The following is a 17464-nucleotide window of genomic DNA, read 5'->3' as shown; positions in this document are numbered from 1 at the left end:
CGTCCAACGCAGTTGGATCGTTCGACGCACACGGGAACATCAATGAAGGAAAGGATCCCCCGATATGGCGTTGTTGCGTACGGCGTTCCGCGCCGCGTTGCCGCCCACGCTACCGATTGCCGCCGGCTTCCTGTTTTTCGGCGGATCCTACGGACTGCTCATGCATGCCAAGGGATTCCCGATCGTGTACCCGCTGGCCATGGGCTATGTCATCTTCGCCGGGTCGATGGAATTCGTCACCGTGGATCTGCTGCTGTCCCCGTTCGCCCCGTGGTCCGCGTTCCTGTTGGCGATCATGGTCAACGCGCGTCATCTGTTCTACGGCCTGTCGATGCTGGACACATTCCGCGGCCTGGGCTGGAAAAAGCCGTATCTGATCTTCACGATGATCGACGAGACGTTCGCCGTCGATTCCAGCGTTCATATTCCGGCGTCGGTCGACCGGGGATGGTTCATGGTGTTCATCTCCGTCCTCTGCCGCTCCTACTGGTTCGGCGGCATAGCGTTGGGCTGGCTGGCCGGCGGCGTGCTTCCGTTCGACACCAAGGGCATCGAGTTCGTGCTCGCCGCCCTGTTCCTGTCGATCCTCCTTGGACAGTGGGATGACGATCGGGATCGGAGGGAGGACGACGGCAGTCGCCCGCGTCCACGCCCGGCGATCGTGGATCTCGCGGATTCGGCGCGCCCTCATGCGTCTGCGCTGGTCGGGTTGTCGGCCTCCGCGATCTGTCTGGCGCTGTTCGGCCCGGACCGGTTCATGATCCCGGCCATGGCGCTGATGCTGGCGACGTTCCTGATATTGCGTACGAGATTGGAAGACGCGGACGACGGGCGCGGCACCCGGAACGGGGAGGAACGATGATGACCATGACCACATGGCAGGCCGTCGTGACCATAGCGGCGGTCTCGTTGGGCACCATACTCACCCGCTTCCTGCCGTTCATACTGTTCCCTGATTCGCGTCGCCCACCTAGGGTCGTGACCTATCTCGGCAGGGTGCTGCCGCATGCGATGACCGGCCTGCTGGTGGTGTACGCGCTCAAGGACGTGTCATTGTTCTCCGGATTCCACGGGGCGCCCGAGGCGATCGCGGTCCTTGTCATCGTGCTACTGCATCGGTGGCGTCACAGCATGCTGGTGTCCGTCGCCGGCGGAACCATCGTGTACATGATGCTCGTCCAGCTGGTGTTCGCGTGACGGGCCTGCGGCCTCCCGCCTCGCTGCTTTGGGAGGGGATTCATGGCGACGAACATCCGACGGTAGACGACGAAGGCAATGGGAGATACGTATGACTATGCGGCAGTATGTGGTGGACGCGTTCACGGACACGGTGTTCAGGGGTAATCCGGCGGCGGTGTGCATGCCGGAATCGTGGCCCTCGGACGAGCTGATGGCGGACATCGCGATGGAGAACCGGTTCTCCGAGACCGCGTTCATCGTGCGCGAACCGGAAGAATGGCATCTGCGCTGGTTCACGCCGGGCGGCGAGATCGACCTGTGCGGGCACGCGACGCTCGCCTCCGCGTATGTGGTGCTGCGGTTCGTGGAGCCGGACACCGACGTGGTGCGGTTCCGCACGATGAGCGGCGTGCTGACCGTGATCCGCACGCGCGGAAGCGCCGGCGCCGACGTGTTCACGATGGATTTCCCGGCCTTCGACCTGAGGCCCACGCCGGTCACCGACGCGATGGAGCAGGCCCTGGGCGCACGTCCCATCGAGGCGTGGCTCGGCCGCGATCTGCTGTGCGTGATGCCCGACGAACGGACCGTACGCGACCTCAACCCCGACCAAGAGCTAGTCAAGGGCCTGCCCGGTCTGCTGGCCAACGTCACGGCGGCCGGTGACGCGGGTTCGGGCTTCGACTGCGTGTCCCGCTCGTTCGCGCCGAAGCTCGACGTCCCCGAGGACCCGGTCTGCGGTTCCGGTCACTGCCACATCCTGCCGTACTGGAGCAGCCGCCTCGGCACAACCGCGCTCACCGCGTATCAGGCGTCGACGCGCGGCGGCATCATCCACGCCACGGTCAACAACGGTCGCGTCGGTCTCGGCGGCAGCGCGGCGCTGTTCTCCGTCGGCACCATCCTGCCCGACTGACGCCGGTGACGTGATGACGGGGGCATGAATATCATGGGTGAAACGCATCTACGACAAGCCGGAACCCGAAGACGGCTACAGGATTCCGGTGGATCGGCTGTGACCGCGCGGCATAAGCCGGGAACGTACCGCCCTTGACCTGTGGATGAAGGACATCGCGCCGTCACCCGGTCTGCGCACACGGTTCGGACACGACCCTTGGCGCGCGACGCGGAAAATTCCGTAATCCGCGCCGCGTTCCGAGGACATATCCGAGGAGACATGCCGGCGAGACATGCCGGCGACGACGCGATTTGCACAATCCGCGAAGTCGTGACATAATGCTCAGGTTGCCTTGACGAGGTCAAGTTCAACGACTTGGTCGCGAAGGAAACAGACTGGCGGATTTCCCAAGCGGTCAAAGGGAGCTGACTGTAAATCAGCCGCTTCGTGCTTCAGTGGTTCGAATCCACTATCCGCCACGCCCCGATAGCTCAGTGGTAGAGCACTTCCTTGGTAAGGAAGAGGTCGTGAGTCCAATTCTCACTCGGGGCTCTCTTTTCTCCCATCGGTTATGCAATCACCATCCTTCCCGTTCCCCCACCGCCGTCGTCGACGACGAGCCGCGGCGAACGGAACAGTGACGCAGACCACCATCCACCTCAAAAAACGGTCTTCCGCACACGACGTCGATTCCGTATGCTTGGCCCCATGACCGAACGCAACACGACGACCGACCAGACGACCACGACGCCGACCATCACGGACGCGCAGCTGCCCCAGGCCGACCGCGACGCCGAGCACATGCAGGGCCACTGGGTGCTGGCCCGGCTCGGCAAGCGCGTGCTGCGCCCGGGCGGCGAGAAGCTCACCAAACGCATGCTCGCGCACGCGCCGCTCGCCGGCAAACGCGTGGTGGAGTTCGCGCCGGGCCTCGGCCGCACCACCCGACTGATCCTCGACGCCGCACCGGCCGGATACACCGGCGTCGACCGCGACCCGCAGGTCGTGGACATCATCACCCCGCTGGCGAAGTCCGTGGGCGGCAGGTGCGTCGAGGCCGACGCCGCACACACCGGTCTGCCGGACGGCTCGGCGGACGTGGTGGTCGGCGAGGCGATGCTCACCATGCAGTCCGAACGCGGCAAGCGCGCGATCATCGGCGAGGCCCATCGCCTGCTGAAGCCGGGCGGTCTGTACGCGATCCACGAGATGGGACTCGCCCCGGACGATCTGGCCGATACGGTCAAGGACGCGATCCGCAGGGACCTCGCCCAGACCATCAGGGTCAATGCGAGGCCGCTGACCGCCGCCGAATGGCGGGAGCTGCTCGAATCGGAGGGATTCGAGGTGCTGTGGACCGGCGTCGAGCCGATGGCGCTGCTGAAGCCGCGCCGCAATCTGGCCGACGAGGGCGTGCTCGGCGCGCTGCGCATCATGCGCAACCTGCTGACGCACCCCGACCTGCGCGCGCGGGTGCTGAGGATGCGCCGCGTGTTCAACACGCACGGCGACCAGCTCACCGGCATCGCGTTCGTGGCGCGCCGCAGGGACTGACCGGCGCACGCCGCAATCCGTACGCGATCAGCGGTTAAGCTGGTACGTAGGACGCGCGTCCGCCCTCACACGGGCGACGCACCGGCATCGCAGCCGGCAACGACGACGCACGTATGACACATATGACAAGGAGCATGATATGACCGACCACACCTCGACCACCGACTCCCGCGACGATCAGCCGATGGCGATGGAGTTCATCGACGACCTCGCCCCGATGGTCGCGATCCAGCCCGAGGCCACCGTCTCGCGCACCGTGATGCAGGTGGAGGGCGCCAACGTGGTGCTCTTCTCCTTCGACAAGGGCCAGGAGCTGAGCGAGCACACCGCCGCCATGCCGGTGCTCGTGCAGTGCCTCGAGGGCCGCCTCAAGGTGACCGGCGGCGGCAAGACCGTGGACCTCGTGCCGGGCGGCATCCTGCACTTCCCGACCCGACTGCCCCACGCGGTCTACGCCGAGGAGGCCTCCAAGATGATGCTCATCATGATGCGTCACTAGTCGATTCGTTCGATCAACCGGGCGACCGCCGGATTGACCACATATTGAGATGGCGTGTCGCCCGAGTTGCGTCAATCAAAAAGTGGTGTATATTAGTCACTCGTTGCAAGGAACACTTCAACATCTGACCAACGCCCCTGTAGCTCAGTTGGTTAGAGCAGCTGACTCTTAATCAGCGTGTCCAGGGTTCGAATCCCTGCGGGGGCACAGATAAGGCCGGAACCGAAAGGTCCCGGCCTTTTGCATTCTCCAACCCGGCCCATCCCCGGAAACCGTACGCCGAAGGACCCAACCCGCACCATGACCTCGCATCTCGCCGAAGCCGGACGCACGCTCATCCCCCGCAAGGACGACAAGTACGGTCTGCTCTCCCCCGCACTGGTGATTCTGACCTTCGTCGCCGGTCTCGTGGACGCGCTGAGCTACCTCGCGCTGGGGCACGTGTTCGTCGCCAACGTGACCGGCAACATCGTCTTCCTGGGATTCTCGATCGCGCACGCGCAGGGCTTCGTGTGGTGGACGTCGGCGCTGACATTGGTCGCGTTCATGGTCGGCGCGCTCATCGGCGGGCGCATCATCCACCATTTCGGTGCGAACCGCGCGCGGCACCTGCTCGTATCGACATGCGTACAGACAACGTTCGTCGTCGCGGCGCTGGTCGGCACCACCCTGCTCAACCGATTCGCCGCCGAACCGACGATGGGCGGGACCGGCAAACCGGCGAACATGGCGACGGCGGCCGCACAGGCCATCGCCACCGCACAGGTTCAGGCCGCTCAGGCCGCCAACTCCCCGAGCCTCAACTTCCCTACCGCCAACCACATCGACCTGCACATCATCCTGCTCATCGTGCTGCTCGCGCCGGCCATGGGCATCCAGAACTCGACCGCGCGTAAGCTGTCGGTCCCGGACCTGCCCACGACGGTGCTCACGATGACGCTGACCGGCGTCGTCGCGGACACCTCCGCCCACGGCCACGAGCAGTCGAAGCTGGGCCGGCGCGCGGTGGTGATGGTCGCGCTGGCTGCCGGCGCGCTGACCGGCGCGCTCCTGCAGACGAACGGCCACGAGGACGTCATCCTGATGGTGATGATCGGCTGCCTGCTCGCGGTCATCGCGATGATGGTCCCCTGCGTACGGTCCGACGCGCGCTGGGTCACCGGCAGGTAGCCGTCACCCGCACGCGCCGTCAGACGCGCATGGCCTCCTTCGCTGCCTCGACCTGATCGGCGCCGCCCTCGCCGGACGCGATGAAGCGCCCCGACGCGAGCACGTAGTAGCGGTCCGCGCGTTCGACCGCGAATTGCACCTTCTGTTCGACGAGCACCACGCCGATGCCCTTCTGCTCGGCCATCGCGCGGATCGCGCTCTGGATCTCCGCGACGATGTTCGGCTGGATGCCCTCGGTCGGTTCGTCGAGGATCATGAGCTTCGGCCGCGTGATCAGGGCTCGCGCGATCGACAGCTGCTGGCGCTGGCCTCCGGAGAGCAGGCCCGCGCGACGCCCCGCAAACTCCTTGAGCACCGGGAACATCTCGACGGCTTCGTCGTAGCGGGCCTTGGCCTCGGCGCCGTAGCGGTCGGCGACCACGTGCAGGTTCTCGTCGACGGTCATCGTGCCGAACGACTGCTGCCCCTGCGGCACGAACGCCATGCCCTTGCGGATGCGCTGGTTCGGCGCGATCTTGGTGATGTCCGCGCCGTCGAACGTGATCGAGCCGGACGAGACCGGCAGGAGTCCCAGCAGGGCCTTGAGCAGCGTGGTCTTGCCGGCGCCGTTGTTGCCGACGATGCTGACCCACCGGCCGGCCTCGACGTCGAAGCTGATGTCGTTGACGACCGTCACCTTGCCGTAGCCGGTGCTGAGGTCCTTCACTTCAAGCATTGCCATGTTCCCATTCACCCTTTCGCCGCCGTGGCCGCATCGTTCATCGTGTCCATGCTGATATCCAAATGCGCGAATCCACCTTCGATGCGCACCGAGAAGACGCACTCCCCGGCGACGCCCGCGGCACCCGTATCCTGTTGTCCGTTCGTCATCACTGATCACCACCCAGATAGATCCTGACGACTTCCTCGTTGTTTTGAATCTCCTCGACCGACCCCTCGGCGAGGATCTCGCCCTGATTGAGCACGGTGACGGAATCGGCGAACTGGCGCATGAACTCCATGTCGTGCTCGACGATGATGACCGTGCGGTTCTTGCTGCATCGCTTGAGCAGCTCGCCGGTCTGCACGCGCTCGGCGGGGGTCATGCCGGCGACCGGTTCGTCGAGCAGGAGCAGGTGCGCGTCCTGGACGAGCAGCATGCCGATCTCCAGCCACTGCTTCTTGCCGTGCGGGAGGATCCCGGCGGGCGTGTTCATGTCGTCGGTCAGGTTGCACACGTCGAGCATGTACTCGATGTTCTGCGAGACGCCGCCGACCGTGCGGAACAGGTCGCGGCCCTTCTTGCGGAAGCCCTCGGCCAGCTGCAGGTTCTCCAGCACGGACAGCTCCTCGACCACGGAGGCGGTCTGGAACGTGCGTCCGACGCCGAGCTTGACGATGTCGTTCGGCTTGCGTCCCAGCAGCTCCTCGCCGCGGAACTTCGCCGATCCGCTGGCCGGGACGAGGCCGGTGATCGCGTCGATGATCGTGGTCTTGCCGGCGCCGTTCGGTCCGATGAGGAAGCGCAGGTCGCCGTGCTCGACGGTCAGGTCGAGGCTCTTGACCGCGACGAACCCGTCGAACTCGACGTGCAGTCCCTTGATCTCCAGATAGTCGTTCCACTGGCCGCCGCGATCGTCGAGCACCGCGAGCTGATCGTGCAGCCGGGTGCGCTCCTCGGCGATCTCGGCCTTCATCGCCGCGGCCTCGTCGCGCATGCGCTTGGCCTCGTCACGCATCTGCACCATCTCGGCGCGCAGCTGCTCCAGTTCCTCCCTGGACGCGGGGGTCGTCGTCATATCCTTCTCCTCGCTCATGCCTTCACCGCCTCGGCCTTGACGGGCCCGGAAACCCCGATGCCCAGCTTCTCCTTGATCCACGGCCACACGCCCTTGAACTGTCCCAGACCCATCGGCACGAACGCGATGACCAGAATGAAGATCAGGCCCTCGAGATAGGTCCACGCGGACGGGTACGCCTCGGACAGCTGCGTCTCCGCGAAGCGGATGATGAGCGTGCCGACGAGAGGCCCGAGCAGCGTGGTGCGGCCGCCGATGACCACGCCGGCGAGCATCAGGATCGACGGCGTCACGCTGATGTCGGACGGCGAGATGATGCCGACGACCGGCACGAACATCGCGCCGCCGATGCCGGCGAACATGGCAGCCACCGAGAAGGCGAACACCTTGATCGACGCGGGGTTGTAGCCGAGGAACTTCATGCGGTTCTCCTGGTCGCGCACGCCGATGATCAGGTTGCCGATGAACGAGCGGCGGATCCAGTAGACGATGAGCACCATGGCCAGCGTCAGGAACGCGCAGATGTAGTAGATCATCCGCTTGTTGGCCGGATCGGTCAGATCGTAGCCGAAGAAGCCCTTGAAGTCGTTCAGGCCGTTGGTGCCGCCGGTCGTCTTGGACTGGCCGATGAGCAGCACGGCGAACGCGGCGACGAGCGCCTGCGACAGGATCGCGAAGTACGCGCCCCTGACGCCGCGGCCGAACACCGCGAGGCCCAGGACCGCGGCGACGATGCCCGGCACCGCGGCCACGCCGATCACGGCGATGACCGGGTTGCGGAAGAGCTCCCAGAAGCCCGGCACCTGCGTGATGCCGTACTGGGACATGAAGTCGGGCACCTGGTTCGGGCCGATGTCCTCGAGCTTCATGTGGATGGCCATGACGTACGCGCCGAGGCCGAAGAACAGGCCCTGGCCGAGCGTCAGCATGCCGCCCTGGCCCCAGGCCAGCCCGATGCCGATGGCGACCATCGCATAGCACAGGTACTTGGACAGGAGCCCCAAGCTGTACACGCTCATCACCGCGGGCGCGAGGAAGATCAGCGCGATGGCGATGACGGCGCCGACCAGCGGCTTGTACTTCGTCGCGAATTCGTTTGCAGTCAGATGCTTCATGATCGTTACGTCCCTTCCCTAGCGCCCTACGCGAGGTTCCTCGAACGGATGGAGACCAGTCCCTGCGGACGGAACTGCAGGAAGACCACGACGATCAGGAAGATCGCCATCTGGCCGATTGATGCGGAGGTCGGCAGCTCGATCGCGGACTGGGCGAGGCCCAGCACGAAGGAGGCGATGACCGCGCCCTTGAGCTGGCCGACGCCGCCGGCGACGACCACGAGGAACGCCTGCACGATGAACGTGGTGCCGAAGTTGAAGCTGATGGAGTTGAGCAGGCTCAGCGCCACGCCCGCGATGCCGGCGATGCCGGAGCCGAGGAAGAAGGTGATGTGGTCGACCGTCTTCGTGGAGATGCCGGACACCTCCGCCAGATCGCGGTTCTCGGAGGTCGCGCGGATCTGGCGGCCGAGCGGCGTCAGCTTCAGGACCGCGTACAGCGCGGCGACGCACACGATCGACAGGATGAAGATGAACAGTCGTCCGGCGGAGAAGCTGTAGCCGAACACGGTGACCGGGTTGGTCAGGGCATCGGGCGCCTCGGCGTACACCGGGGTCGCGCCGAAGATGTCGCGGGCGAGCTGCTGGAGGACCAGCGAGACGCCGAACGTGACCAGCAGGGTGTCGAGCGGACGGTTGCGCATGCGCTCCAACAGCAGCACATCGAGCAGCAGACCCAGCAGACCCGCCACGACGAATCCGACGACGAGCGCGACGCCCAGCGAGACGGCCTTGTTGCCGATGATCGTGCTCGTCACGTACGCGGTGTACGCGCCGGCCATCATGAACTCGCCGTGGGCGTTGTTGATGACGCCCATCTGGCCGAACGTCAGCGACAGACCCAGGGCCGCGAGCAGCAGGATCGATCCGTTGGACAGACCCGCCACGATCTGAGGAAATAGCATACCCATTGTTTCGTGTCCTTCTCTTCTCTCGTCAGTTGCTCTCGACGCCGGCGCTCAGGCTCTTCGCCCAGTCGTAGGTCTTCAGGTACGGGTCCGGCTTGATCGGGCCGTCCGACTTCCACACGGTGTGGATGAGCTTGTCGGAGCCGATCTTGCCGATGTACGAGGTCTTGTAGATGTGGTGGTTCTCGCCGTCGACCTTGACCCTGCCTTCGGGGGCGTCGAACGTGACGCCGTCGGCGGCCTTCTTGACCGCGTCCACGTCGAACGACTTGGCCTTCTCGACCATGCCCTTCCACAGGTAGACGGAGGTGTACGCAGACTCCATCGGGTCGGAGGTCGGACGGTTCTGCCCGTACTTGGCCTTGAAGTCCTTGACGAACGTCTTGTTCTGCGCGTTGTCGAGCGTCTGGTAGTAGTTCCAGGCCGTGAGCTGGTCCTTGACGTTGTCGACGCCGATGGCGGAGACCTCCTCCTCGGCGATGGACATCGAGATGACGGGCACGGTGTCGGCCTTGAGGCCCGAAGCCTTGTACTCCTTGAAGAACGCGACGTTGGAGTCGCCGTTGAGGGTGTTCACGACCGCGTCGGCACCGGAGAACTTGAGCTTGTTGACGATGGTGGTGAAGTCGGTGGAGCCCATCGGGGTGTACTCCTCGCCGACGACCTGCATGCCGTTGCCCTCGGCGTACGCCTTGACCACGCGGTTCGCGGTCTGCGGGAACACGTAGTCGGATCCGACGAGGAACAGCTTCTTGTAGCCCTTCTCCTTGAGGTAGTCGAGCGCGGGCACGATCTGCTGGTTCGGGGCGGCGCCGGAGTAGAAGATGTTCGGGCTGGCCTCCATGCCCTCGTACTGCAGCGGGTAGAACAGCAGCGCGTTGTCGGCCTCGAACACCGGCAGCATGGCCTTGCGGGAGGAGGAGGTCCAGCCGCCGAACACCGCGGCCACGCATTCCTTCTCGATCAGGGTCTTCGCCTTCTCGGCGAACACGGCCGGCTCGGACTTGCCGTCCTGCTGGACGACCTGGATCTTCTTGCCGAGCACGCCGCCCTTCGCGTTGATCTCGTCGACCGCCATGTGCAGCGAGTCGGAGACCGTCTGCTCGGAGATCGCCATCGTACCGGACAGCGAGTTGACGAATCCGACCTTGATGGTGTCGCCCGACGTGTCGACGCACGACGCGGCGTTCGTCGAGCCGTCGGAGGCGGCGTCGGCGGCCTCCTTCTCGGCCACGGTCCTTCCCCAGCCGCAGCCGGCGGTGGACAGCACCGCCGCGAGGACGCACGCGGCGGCCCCCAGCCTGGCCCCTATTTTCCTGGCACGTGATGTAGTCATACGGTCCCTCTCTCTGCGTACGACGTGATTGACGTTCGCTCGCGTTCGGTTGCCGCGTCCGAAGACGCACCACGAGAGATCCGCGACCGATGGACGCCGTCCCCCGCGTACCACCCTGAACGCTTGTAGGTGACAGCATCACATTCCGTGCTTTCCCCGCCGTTGCCCTCGTGTTTCGTTTTCGTCTCATTGATGTCCAACAGGTAAACGACTTCGTTTCGCATGGTGGTTTCGGTGGGCGGCCGGTGTGGGATGCCGTACGCGATGCTCGACACACTCAAGGCTTCCAGCCTTCGCTGGAACTTCGCAGCGTAGCTGCTCACTTCGCCTAGGAGCGATCCACTGGATCGCTCCTCTAACGGCTCAGCAGCCAAGCCTACGGTCGAGCATCGCGTACGGCATCCCACACCTCCGTTACGCATGAATGTTGCGGATCGTCTTTTCCGTTTTCTTGGTGAAACTGCGATAATGGGGGTTATGGCAACACATTCTGATCTTGATAATGAGACGGTTCGCACGCTGCTGAACCGTCGTTCCATCCGCAAGTTCAAGGACGATCCGATCGACGACGACACCCGTGCCGTTCTGGAGACCGTCGCGCAGCGCGCCGCTTCGAGCCAGTACCTCAACGACTGGTCGGCGATCCGTGTGACCGACCCCGAGCTCAAGGCGAAGTTCGCCGAGTTCGGTCGTCAGCCGTACATCGCCGAGGCGCCGCTGCTGTACCTGTTCATCATCGACGAGCAGCGCAACGCCCGCATCGCCGAACGCAAGGGCGTGGATACATCCTCGCCGGATTGGTGGCTCACCGCCAGCTACCACTTCACGCAGGCGCAGAACGACGCCGTTCTGGCGCTGCACGCGATGGAGACGGCCGCGTATTCGCTGGGACTTGGTTGTGTGATTCTGGGGTCCGTGTTGAACGACGTCCCGGGACTGATCGAGGCGTGCAAGCTGCCGAAGTACACGTACCCGGTGCTCGCCCTCGCGATCGGCAAGCCCGATCAGGAGCCGGCGCTGAAGCCGCGCATGCCGCGTTCGATGCAGTTCTTCGAGAACGAGTACCCGTCCGATGCCGACGCGGCGCTGGAGGGGCTCGACGAGTTCGACGCGACCGTGCACCAGTACTACGATCTGCGCAACACCGACCGCCCGGTCGACGCCTTCAGCGAGCAGATCGTCAAGGTCAGCGGCCAGGACACCAGCAGCAAGCCGCTCCTGCCCAACGCTGAGGCCCAAGGTTTCCATCTGGAGAAGTAACTCATTCCTGCAAGCCATGGCCCGTTTGGGAGCGCACAACCGTAATGGTTCATGCCGTTGACCACGGATACGCGATCGTGCGCTCCCGAATGCAAACCAACCTACCGCTTGGGCACCATCATCCGCTTATCCCAGGGGATATCGGCGTGCAGTATCCAGAGCTGTCCGTCAAGGTTGGTGTCCAAGATCCCGCCAAGCCGCTTGATTTGTTCACGATGCATAGCCAAGCCCCGACCGGAGCGCTCTGCCTCGCTTAGCACCGTTCGACTGACGTCATTGGTTTCGAATATCTCCACGCCTTCGGCTGTGACATCAACATTGAGTATGTAGGACTCATCACCGGGAACGGCATGACGCTGGATGTTGGTGCCGATTTCTTTAAGCAAGGCCAATATCTCTTCCTCGGCATCATGTGTGGTGACCAACGCCTCGCCGTGGAGCTCCGGAACGCCGTGGTATCCAAGGAAATCGAGATATTTGCCGTCCTCATCCAATTGTTGTCTCAGCCGTTCCATGAATGGACCGCCATCTCCTTCCCTGATGCCGCGGCCGGATAGGTAATCGATGACAGCATGCGCCTGAACGAATGCAGATTGACTCCGCCGGAGTATGACGTTCCACTCAGGATCATCGGGATGCTGATGCGCAATGGCGGAAATGCAACTGAGATCGTTGGTCAATGTATCGTGCATGCGTACGGCGATCTTGGCATTGGCCTGCAAACGCTCGTTTTCCTTTTCCGCGGCGAGATGCTTCTCCGCAAGTCGCTGCATGTGGATGCTCTTCTGATGAAGATTGGCGGCATAACCGCATACCCATGCGGTGGCCAACGGCAATATCACTCGAGCGAATGCGGCGATATCGAAAAACGACGACTGACTATAAACAACCACGGCATTGATCTGGCCGCCAATCGTTGCCACGACTACAGCGGCGACTCCATCCGTGAATGGGTATAGATAGGCCAATATTCCGATTGCAATAGCCAACGAGACATCCTGCACGACGGTATATCCCAGTGGCAGCAATGACACGCAGTAGCATCCGATCACCAACCATTGCGACAGCCGGGGCATGACGGGCGTGGCAGCGATACAAGCGATCAGCACTACGGATACGATCGTCATCAACGATCCCGATGGAGGTGAGGACACCCACTCCAAAACGACGAACAGGAGATCAGCCAAACAGAGTGCGGTGATACCCGGATGGGACCGTATACGATTCATCAGTGTCCGAACAGCCGTGTGCATAATATGCGGCATGATATCGGTCAACGGCTGCGCAGCCGCAGCCAGGCGCCGATGAGTTCCTTGCGGCTCGCACAACCGAGTTTCTCCGAAGCACGCGCCAGATAGGTGCGCACGGTGTTCTCGGACACGTCCATGTGCTCGGCGATCCGAGCGGCGGTCATGCCCCGGCTCCACGCATCCACGGCCTCAATTTCACGCGCGGATAGATCGTTTCTCCTATTGGCCCTGACATGCTCGTAGGCCAAGGCAGCATCCTCGAACACGACACCGGAACCTCCATCCCATACACGACCATCCGCGATGGTCCGCAGGGCCTGAGACATGTGCTGGACATCGTTCTTGCTGATGATGCCCTGCGAGCCGGCGTCGGCCGCTTCACACGCATAGTCCGCAAGGGTGAACGACGTCATCGCCAAGATGCGTATCGCACGGTTCTCTCTCCGAATGGCCCTGATGGCCATGGGACCGTTGATGCCGTTCATCGACATATCGATGAGTAACACCTCAGGTGGGTTGAACACGCTCGTGCACTGTCGGATGGCTTCATCCCCTCTATCTACGGGAGGCAACAGGCTGAAGTCAGGCAATGCCTTCTCCAAAAACGAACGCAGTGCCATTAGGGTGATGCGGTCGTTATCCACGATCAGCAGGGTATTGTGCTCGTTTTCCATGACTGCACAGTATAGCTCGGCGCGCACCGCTGTCATTGGTTTCGATGGCATTCGATGATTCTTGTCATCGCTTCCGATTACAAGGCCTTCTCACGGCCTTTTCTCGAACCTATCGTTCTTTTCGGCTCCTCGAAGAACTGCAATCAGCACAACGAAAGGCATCATCATGAATATCTCCAAACGGAACGGCGCTTATGCCGCGCCGGGCGCGTGGTCACGCGCATCGGCTTGGGTCACGTCCGGTACGACTCGAGCTTTCTATGAAGTCTTCTAACCATCGGGAAACCCGATGAGTAAACATGCGTGACGGCTCTATGGCCGTCGCGCTTTCGTTATGAAAGGAACATCACTCCAGTGCATCGACTGTTGAAGATTGCCATCCTGTTAGACGTGATGGTGACCATACTGACCAGCGCATTATTCGCCGGAATGGTGGGATCATGGTTCCCGTTAAGCGGCACGGGCGCAGTACAGGTGACGAGCGCAAACGATGCAAACGTGTCCACACTGGGAACGGTAGCCGGAGAACATCATGTCGTGGCGGCCAAGTTGGTTTCAAATTCAGCGGATGCCGGCGGAGGCGATGTACTGCTGGTCACCGACGCACGAGATATGACTCATATACCGGGAGCACCCGTGGTCGGTGATACCGCACGTAGTTACGTATTCGGCGATCGGATCATCGTACGCAAAGCGGACGAACTCACCGCACCGACCGGCCGATGGATCGTCTATGGAGAGTCGGATGACGTACGCGACTTCGTCGCAGCACTGAACGTGAGAGGATTGAAAACGGATACACCGGAAATCGCATCAATCCGTTATCTGATGGGGCAGTTCGCACAGACGCCGTTGGCTGTACTGCCGTTGTTCGTGTTCTTTCTGACTCTGGCCGCTGGCTTGGTGTCCTCATCGGCGATGATGAAACGCCGTGCGATTCAGTCGTTCCATGGCATGCCCCGGTTAACGGCAGTTGCCCGTGAGATCTGCGGAAACTGGCTCATCGAGTGCACGGTCATGGTCGGAGCCATACTCCTGCTGATCCTGATATCGGGTATGGTATGGGGTGTTCGAACGAACCGACTGCCGTTTCTGACCGCGGCGGCCACAAGCATGGGCTCTCTATCTGTGATGCTGATGGCCTCTCTGCTGGCTTCGTTGTCGGTCTCGGTTTTGGTGACGCGCATACTTGACCAGATCAAGGGAAAACGACCACTGCGTGTCATTATGGCTGTGTCCGTCATAGCGTTGTTGGCAGGTGCATCGGCCACATCGGCCACATCGGCGATCGCCATGGATTCAATCGGTCAGGCATCCGCCGCGCATCGTGCTGCCGTTCTGGCTTCCAAGGCACCCAATGCCTATTCCTTGTCGTTCTGGAGCATGACCAGCAAGGAAATGGACCAGTACACATCGAGATGGCAGTCATTCACCGACGCCCTTGATCGACACGGCAAACTGGAGATCATCGACTACGAACCTCAATGCATGCTCGACCAGCTGGACGGGCACACACCCGAAACGAGCCGTCCTTGCCTGATCGTCAACCCGACCGCAGCTCGGCAGCTTGGCATCCCCTACGACCATGAAGCCGAAGACAAAGCACAACTGCTCTTGCCTTCGGGCATGCGGAAAGAAGGAACCTATCTGACTGGCGCACTGGAAAAGCTCGTCAGCATGGAACGTGATCTCGCCGACAAGGTCGATGGCACCCGCTTGGACGATACCAAGACCACATCTGGTTCCCTCCCCGACGATCTGACGATACGCCTGTACACACCGTCCGCGATTCAAGCCAATGCCACACAGTTGCACGCGACAACGATGATCGTCGTCCTACCCGCGACCGCGATATCGCCGTCGAACAGGCTTGCCTACGCCAGTCAGGGCAGCGTCTTGTTCGCCGCCGGAACCGTCAGGCAGCTCGACGGATGGCTGCAATCATACAATCTGACGGGTCTGGTTGCTTCGGCTCAGAATACCGTCGAACAGGCACAATCTCAGGTTGCACAGGCACAGCAGACAATTACAGAGTTCGGGCTCATGGCCCTGTCCACCGTCATGGGACTGGCCATCGTAGTTGCGACTTTGAGTGACGGCTACTGCGAACGCCATCGTCAGAGGTTATTCGTCCAGTACATCCACGGCGCGACCGTCATCAGACGATACGGGCCGCACGCTCTCATCGTCCTCGTCTGTCTGGTCTCAGGCAGCATCGCCGTCGCACCATGGCACAGTAGCGGGCAATGGACTCTGACCACTGCCCTCATCATCTTGGTAGGCCTGGCAGCGGCATTCCTTACCTGCGCCGTGTGGGACCGGAGAATGCGCGCCGACACCATCAAACAATCATGAACGCCAACGATAACAAGCTGCCCACAAATCCGAAGAACACTACCATGAATGACAACATCAGTATGAACCACACGCCCAAGATGATCAAAACCAACAGCCCAGCTTCGCTTGATGCAGCGGGACTGACGAAAAGCATCAATGGTCGCATTCTATGGCACGATCTCACCTTTCACATCGACCCCGGCACCATCACCGCAATCACAGGTCCCTCCGGTGCGGGTAAGACCACCCTGCTCAACGCAATCGGGCTGCTCGAACCTCTCGATCGAGGTATCATCACTTACGGTCATCAACGTCTCGATAGACTGGGGCGAGGTCGGATCCGCCAACTCTACCGCAACGCGTACGGCTTTCTCTTCCAGAATTACGCACTTGTCGACCAATGGACCGTCAACCGCAATCTTGACCTCGCCATGTCCAGCGCGGGTATCCCACGTTCCCAACGCAGTCGACTCGCCTCCTACGGACTTGACCAAGTCGGACTTTCCGACAAACGCAATGCCAAGGTATACACGCTCTCAGGAGGTGAACAACAGCGTGTCGCCATCGCCCGACTGCTTACGCGCAGTCCACGCATCGTTCTCGCCGACGAGCCAACCGCAGCCCTCGACCCCGACAATGTTTCCCGCGTCATGAACCTCCTGCGAAGCCTCGCCGATCAAGGTTCCATGGTCATCATGACCACCCATAATCCCGACATCGTCTCCCTAACCGACCAGCACATCACTCTCGTCCCCAACCGATGACTGTTGTCCCCCCCACCGACAGAATGCACCTGATGGGAACAAGACCGTAAGGCGACTCCTCGCAATCACACAGTACGGCACGAAGACAAGTGATCCGAAGTCCGGCCTAGACCGACTGTCCTCGAAACGGTCGCGGGCCGGACACATACCGCATCCATTCCATGTGTAAATATCCCAAAGCTGACCTACAGCGCCTCGGTCTCAAAGTCAAACCGCCCGGTCGACGCCTTCAGCGAGCAGATCGTCAAGGTCAGCGGCCAGGACACCAGCAACAAGCCGCTCCTGCCCAACGCCGAGGCCCAAGGCTTCCATCTGGAGAAGTAGACTGCGCAGAGAACCGTTCTCAATAGCAAACGTGTGAGCCATCCGCACGGAACCGCACAACCGAACATCCGCCGTTCCCTTGGAATTCCGGGGAAATGAGCGTTCCGATGTTCGGTCTGCGGTTCATCGGGGCTCACACGTTTGTCGTAGGGTGTGATTCCGTGCGCGGGCGGACGTGCCGCACACCACCCCGTCGGTCCGAAACGCCGACGGCGGACGCGATATTGACGTTTGCGTGGATATGCGACAAGCCCCGGGAGCTTGGCTCTACCGGGGCTTGTCTGATGTTTGGTAGCGGCGACGTGCTACTCTCCCACATCCTCTCGGGTGCAGTACCATCGCCGTGCAAGGCCTTAGCTTCCGGGTTCGGAATGGGACCGGGCGTCTCACCTTGGCTATGGTCGCCGCAAATCTTCTG

General features: G+C 62.2%; 17 protein-coding genes, 3 tRNA genes, 1 rRNA gene and 1 pseudogene. 13 read left to right on the top strand and 9 right to left on the bottom strand.

Annotated features, from left to right (window positions below):
• Positions 1-64: 64 nt before the first annotated feature.
• From JS528_RS06675 to JS528_RS06630, 10 genes and pseudogenes are all read left to right on the top strand, one after another.
• A complete protein-coding gene (locus tag JS528_RS06675; protein ID WP_240541381.1) occupies positions 65-862 on the top strand; it encodes an AzlC family ABC transporter permease in 798 nt (265 codons plus the stop codon).
• Positions 862-1197, top strand: a complete 336-nt coding sequence (locus JS528_RS06670) for a branched-chain amino acid transporter permease (protein WP_214358316.1) — start codon at positions 862-864, stop codon at positions 1195-1197. The genes JS528_RS06675 and JS528_RS06670 overlap by 1 nt, the downstream gene beginning before the upstream one ends.
• 91 nt (positions 1198-1288) lie before the next feature.
• A complete protein-coding gene (locus JS528_RS06665) occupies positions 1289-2095 on the top strand; it encodes a PhzF family phenazine biosynthesis protein (protein WP_214358315.1) in 807 nt (268 codons plus the stop codon).
• A gap of 28 nt (positions 2096-2123) precedes the next feature.
• A pseudogene (locus tag JS528_RS06660) lies at positions 2124-2300 on the top strand (DUF488 domain-containing protein); the annotation flags it as partial.
• Positions 2301-2474: 174 nt separating this feature from the next.
• Positions 2475-2556: transfer RNA gene (locus JS528_RS06655), tRNA-Tyr, on the top strand.
• A 1-nt stretch (position 2557) separates the two neighbouring features.
• Positions 2558-2629, top strand: a tRNA-Thr gene (locus JS528_RS06650).
• Positions 2630-2785: 156 nt separating this feature from the next.
• On the top strand, positions 2786-3631 hold the full coding sequence (locus JS528_RS06645) for a class I SAM-dependent methyltransferase (RefSeq protein ID WP_214358314.1): 846 nt from the start codon (positions 2786-2788) through the stop codon (positions 3629-3631).
• Between the two features lie 139 nt (positions 3632-3770).
• On the top strand, positions 3771-4130 hold the full coding sequence (locus JS528_RS06640) for a cupin domain-containing protein (protein ID WP_240541380.1): 360 nt from the start codon (positions 3771-3773) through the stop codon (positions 4128-4130).
• 133 nt (positions 4131-4263) lie between these two features.
• Positions 4264-4337 (top strand) — tRNA-Lys (locus JS528_RS06635).
• Between the two features lie 93 nt (positions 4338-4430).
• Entirely contained in the window at positions 4431-5300 is an 870-nt protein-coding gene (locus tag JS528_RS06630; RefSeq protein ID WP_214358313.1) for a YoaK family protein, read from the top strand.
• Positions 5301-5319: 19 nt separating this feature from the next.
• On the opposite strand, the gene urtE is transcribed toward JS528_RS06630, so the two are convergent.
• From urtE to urtA, 6 genes are read right to left on the bottom strand one after another with little or no spacing between them, the layout of a single operon-like run.
• The gene (gene urtE, locus JS528_RS06625; RefSeq protein WP_214358312.1) at positions 5320-6021 is read right to left on the bottom strand and encodes an urea ABC transporter ATP-binding subunit UrtE; all 702 of its coding nucleotides are present in this window, start codon (positions 6019-6021) and stop codon (positions 5320-5322) included.
• Between the two features lie 8 nt (positions 6022-6029).
• Positions 6030-6170: a hypothetical protein gene (locus tag JS528_RS06620; protein ID WP_214358311.1), complete on the bottom strand. Its 141-nt coding sequence runs from the start codon at positions 6168-6170 to the stop codon at positions 6030-6032.
• Positions 6170-7078 (bottom strand): urea ABC transporter ATP-binding protein UrtD, encoded by a 909-nt coding sequence (gene urtD, locus JS528_RS06615; RefSeq protein WP_240541379.1) that lies wholly within the window; start codon positions 7076-7078, stop codon positions 6170-6172. Before urtD ends, JS528_RS06620 begins: the two co-directional genes overlap by 1 nt.
• A 14-nt stretch (positions 7079-7092) precedes the next feature.
• Positions 7093-8193 carry an urea ABC transporter permease subunit UrtC gene (gene urtC, locus JS528_RS06610; RefSeq protein ID WP_214358310.1) on the bottom strand — a complete coding sequence of 367 codons (1101 nt, stop codon included), beginning with the start codon at positions 8191-8193 and terminating at the stop codon, positions 7093-7095.
• Between the two features lie 26 nt (positions 8194-8219).
• Positions 8220-9104, bottom strand: a complete 885-nt coding sequence (gene urtB / locus JS528_RS06605; protein ID WP_214358309.1) for an urea ABC transporter permease subunit UrtB — start codon at positions 9102-9104, stop codon at positions 8220-8222.
• Positions 9105-9129: 25 nt separating this feature from the next.
• Positions 9130-10437, bottom strand: a complete 1308-nt coding sequence (gene urtA / locus JS528_RS06600) for an urea ABC transporter substrate-binding protein (RefSeq protein WP_214358308.1) — start codon at positions 10435-10437, stop codon at positions 9130-9132.
• 477 nt (positions 10438-10914) lie between these two features.
• Between urtA and JS528_RS06595 the strand changes: the two genes are divergently transcribed.
• Positions 10915-11697 (top strand): nitroreductase family protein, encoded by a 783-nt coding sequence (locus JS528_RS06595; protein WP_214358307.1) that lies wholly within the window; start codon positions 10915-10917, stop codon positions 11695-11697.
• A gap of 101 nt (positions 11698-11798) precedes the next feature.
• Here JS528_RS06595 and JS528_RS06590 read toward each other — a convergent pair whose 3' ends face one another.
• Positions 11799-12824 carry a sensor histidine kinase gene (locus JS528_RS06590; RefSeq protein ID WP_214358306.1) on the bottom strand — a complete coding sequence of 342 codons (1026 nt, stop codon included), beginning with the start codon at positions 12822-12824 and terminating at the stop codon, positions 11799-11801.
• 146 nt (positions 12825-12970) lie between these two features.
• Entirely contained in the window at positions 12971-13621 is a 651-nt protein-coding gene (locus JS528_RS06585) for a response regulator transcription factor (protein ID WP_214358305.1), read from the bottom strand.
• A 366-nt stretch (positions 13622-13987) separates the two neighbouring features.
• On the opposite strand from JS528_RS06585, the gene JS528_RS06580 reads away from it, so the two are divergent.
• Positions 13988-15976 carry a hypothetical protein gene (locus tag JS528_RS06580; RefSeq protein ID WP_214358304.1) on the top strand — a complete coding sequence of 663 codons (1989 nt, stop codon included), beginning with the start codon at positions 13988-13990 and terminating at the stop codon, positions 15974-15976.
• Positions 15973-16722: an ATP-binding cassette domain-containing protein gene (locus JS528_RS06575; protein WP_214358303.1), complete on the top strand. Its 750-nt coding sequence runs from the start codon at positions 15973-15975 to the stop codon at positions 16720-16722. The genes JS528_RS06580 and JS528_RS06575 overlap by 4 nt, the downstream gene beginning before the upstream one ends.
• 616 nt (positions 16723-17338) lie before the next feature.
• On the opposite strand, the gene rrf is transcribed toward JS528_RS06575, so the two are convergent.
• Positions 17339-17455: ribosomal RNA gene (rrf, locus tag JS528_RS06570) — 5S ribosomal RNA — on the bottom strand.
• Positions 17456-17464: the final 9 nt, after the last annotated feature.

It is taken from the genome of Bifidobacterium santillanense, from assembly GCF_018555385.1.
Lineage (GTDB): Bacteria > Actinomycetota > Actinomycetes > Actinomycetales > Bifidobacteriaceae > Bifidobacterium > Bifidobacterium santillanense.
Note: the sequence above shows the minus strand (reverse complement) of the source record. Positions and strands in the feature narration are given on the sequence as shown.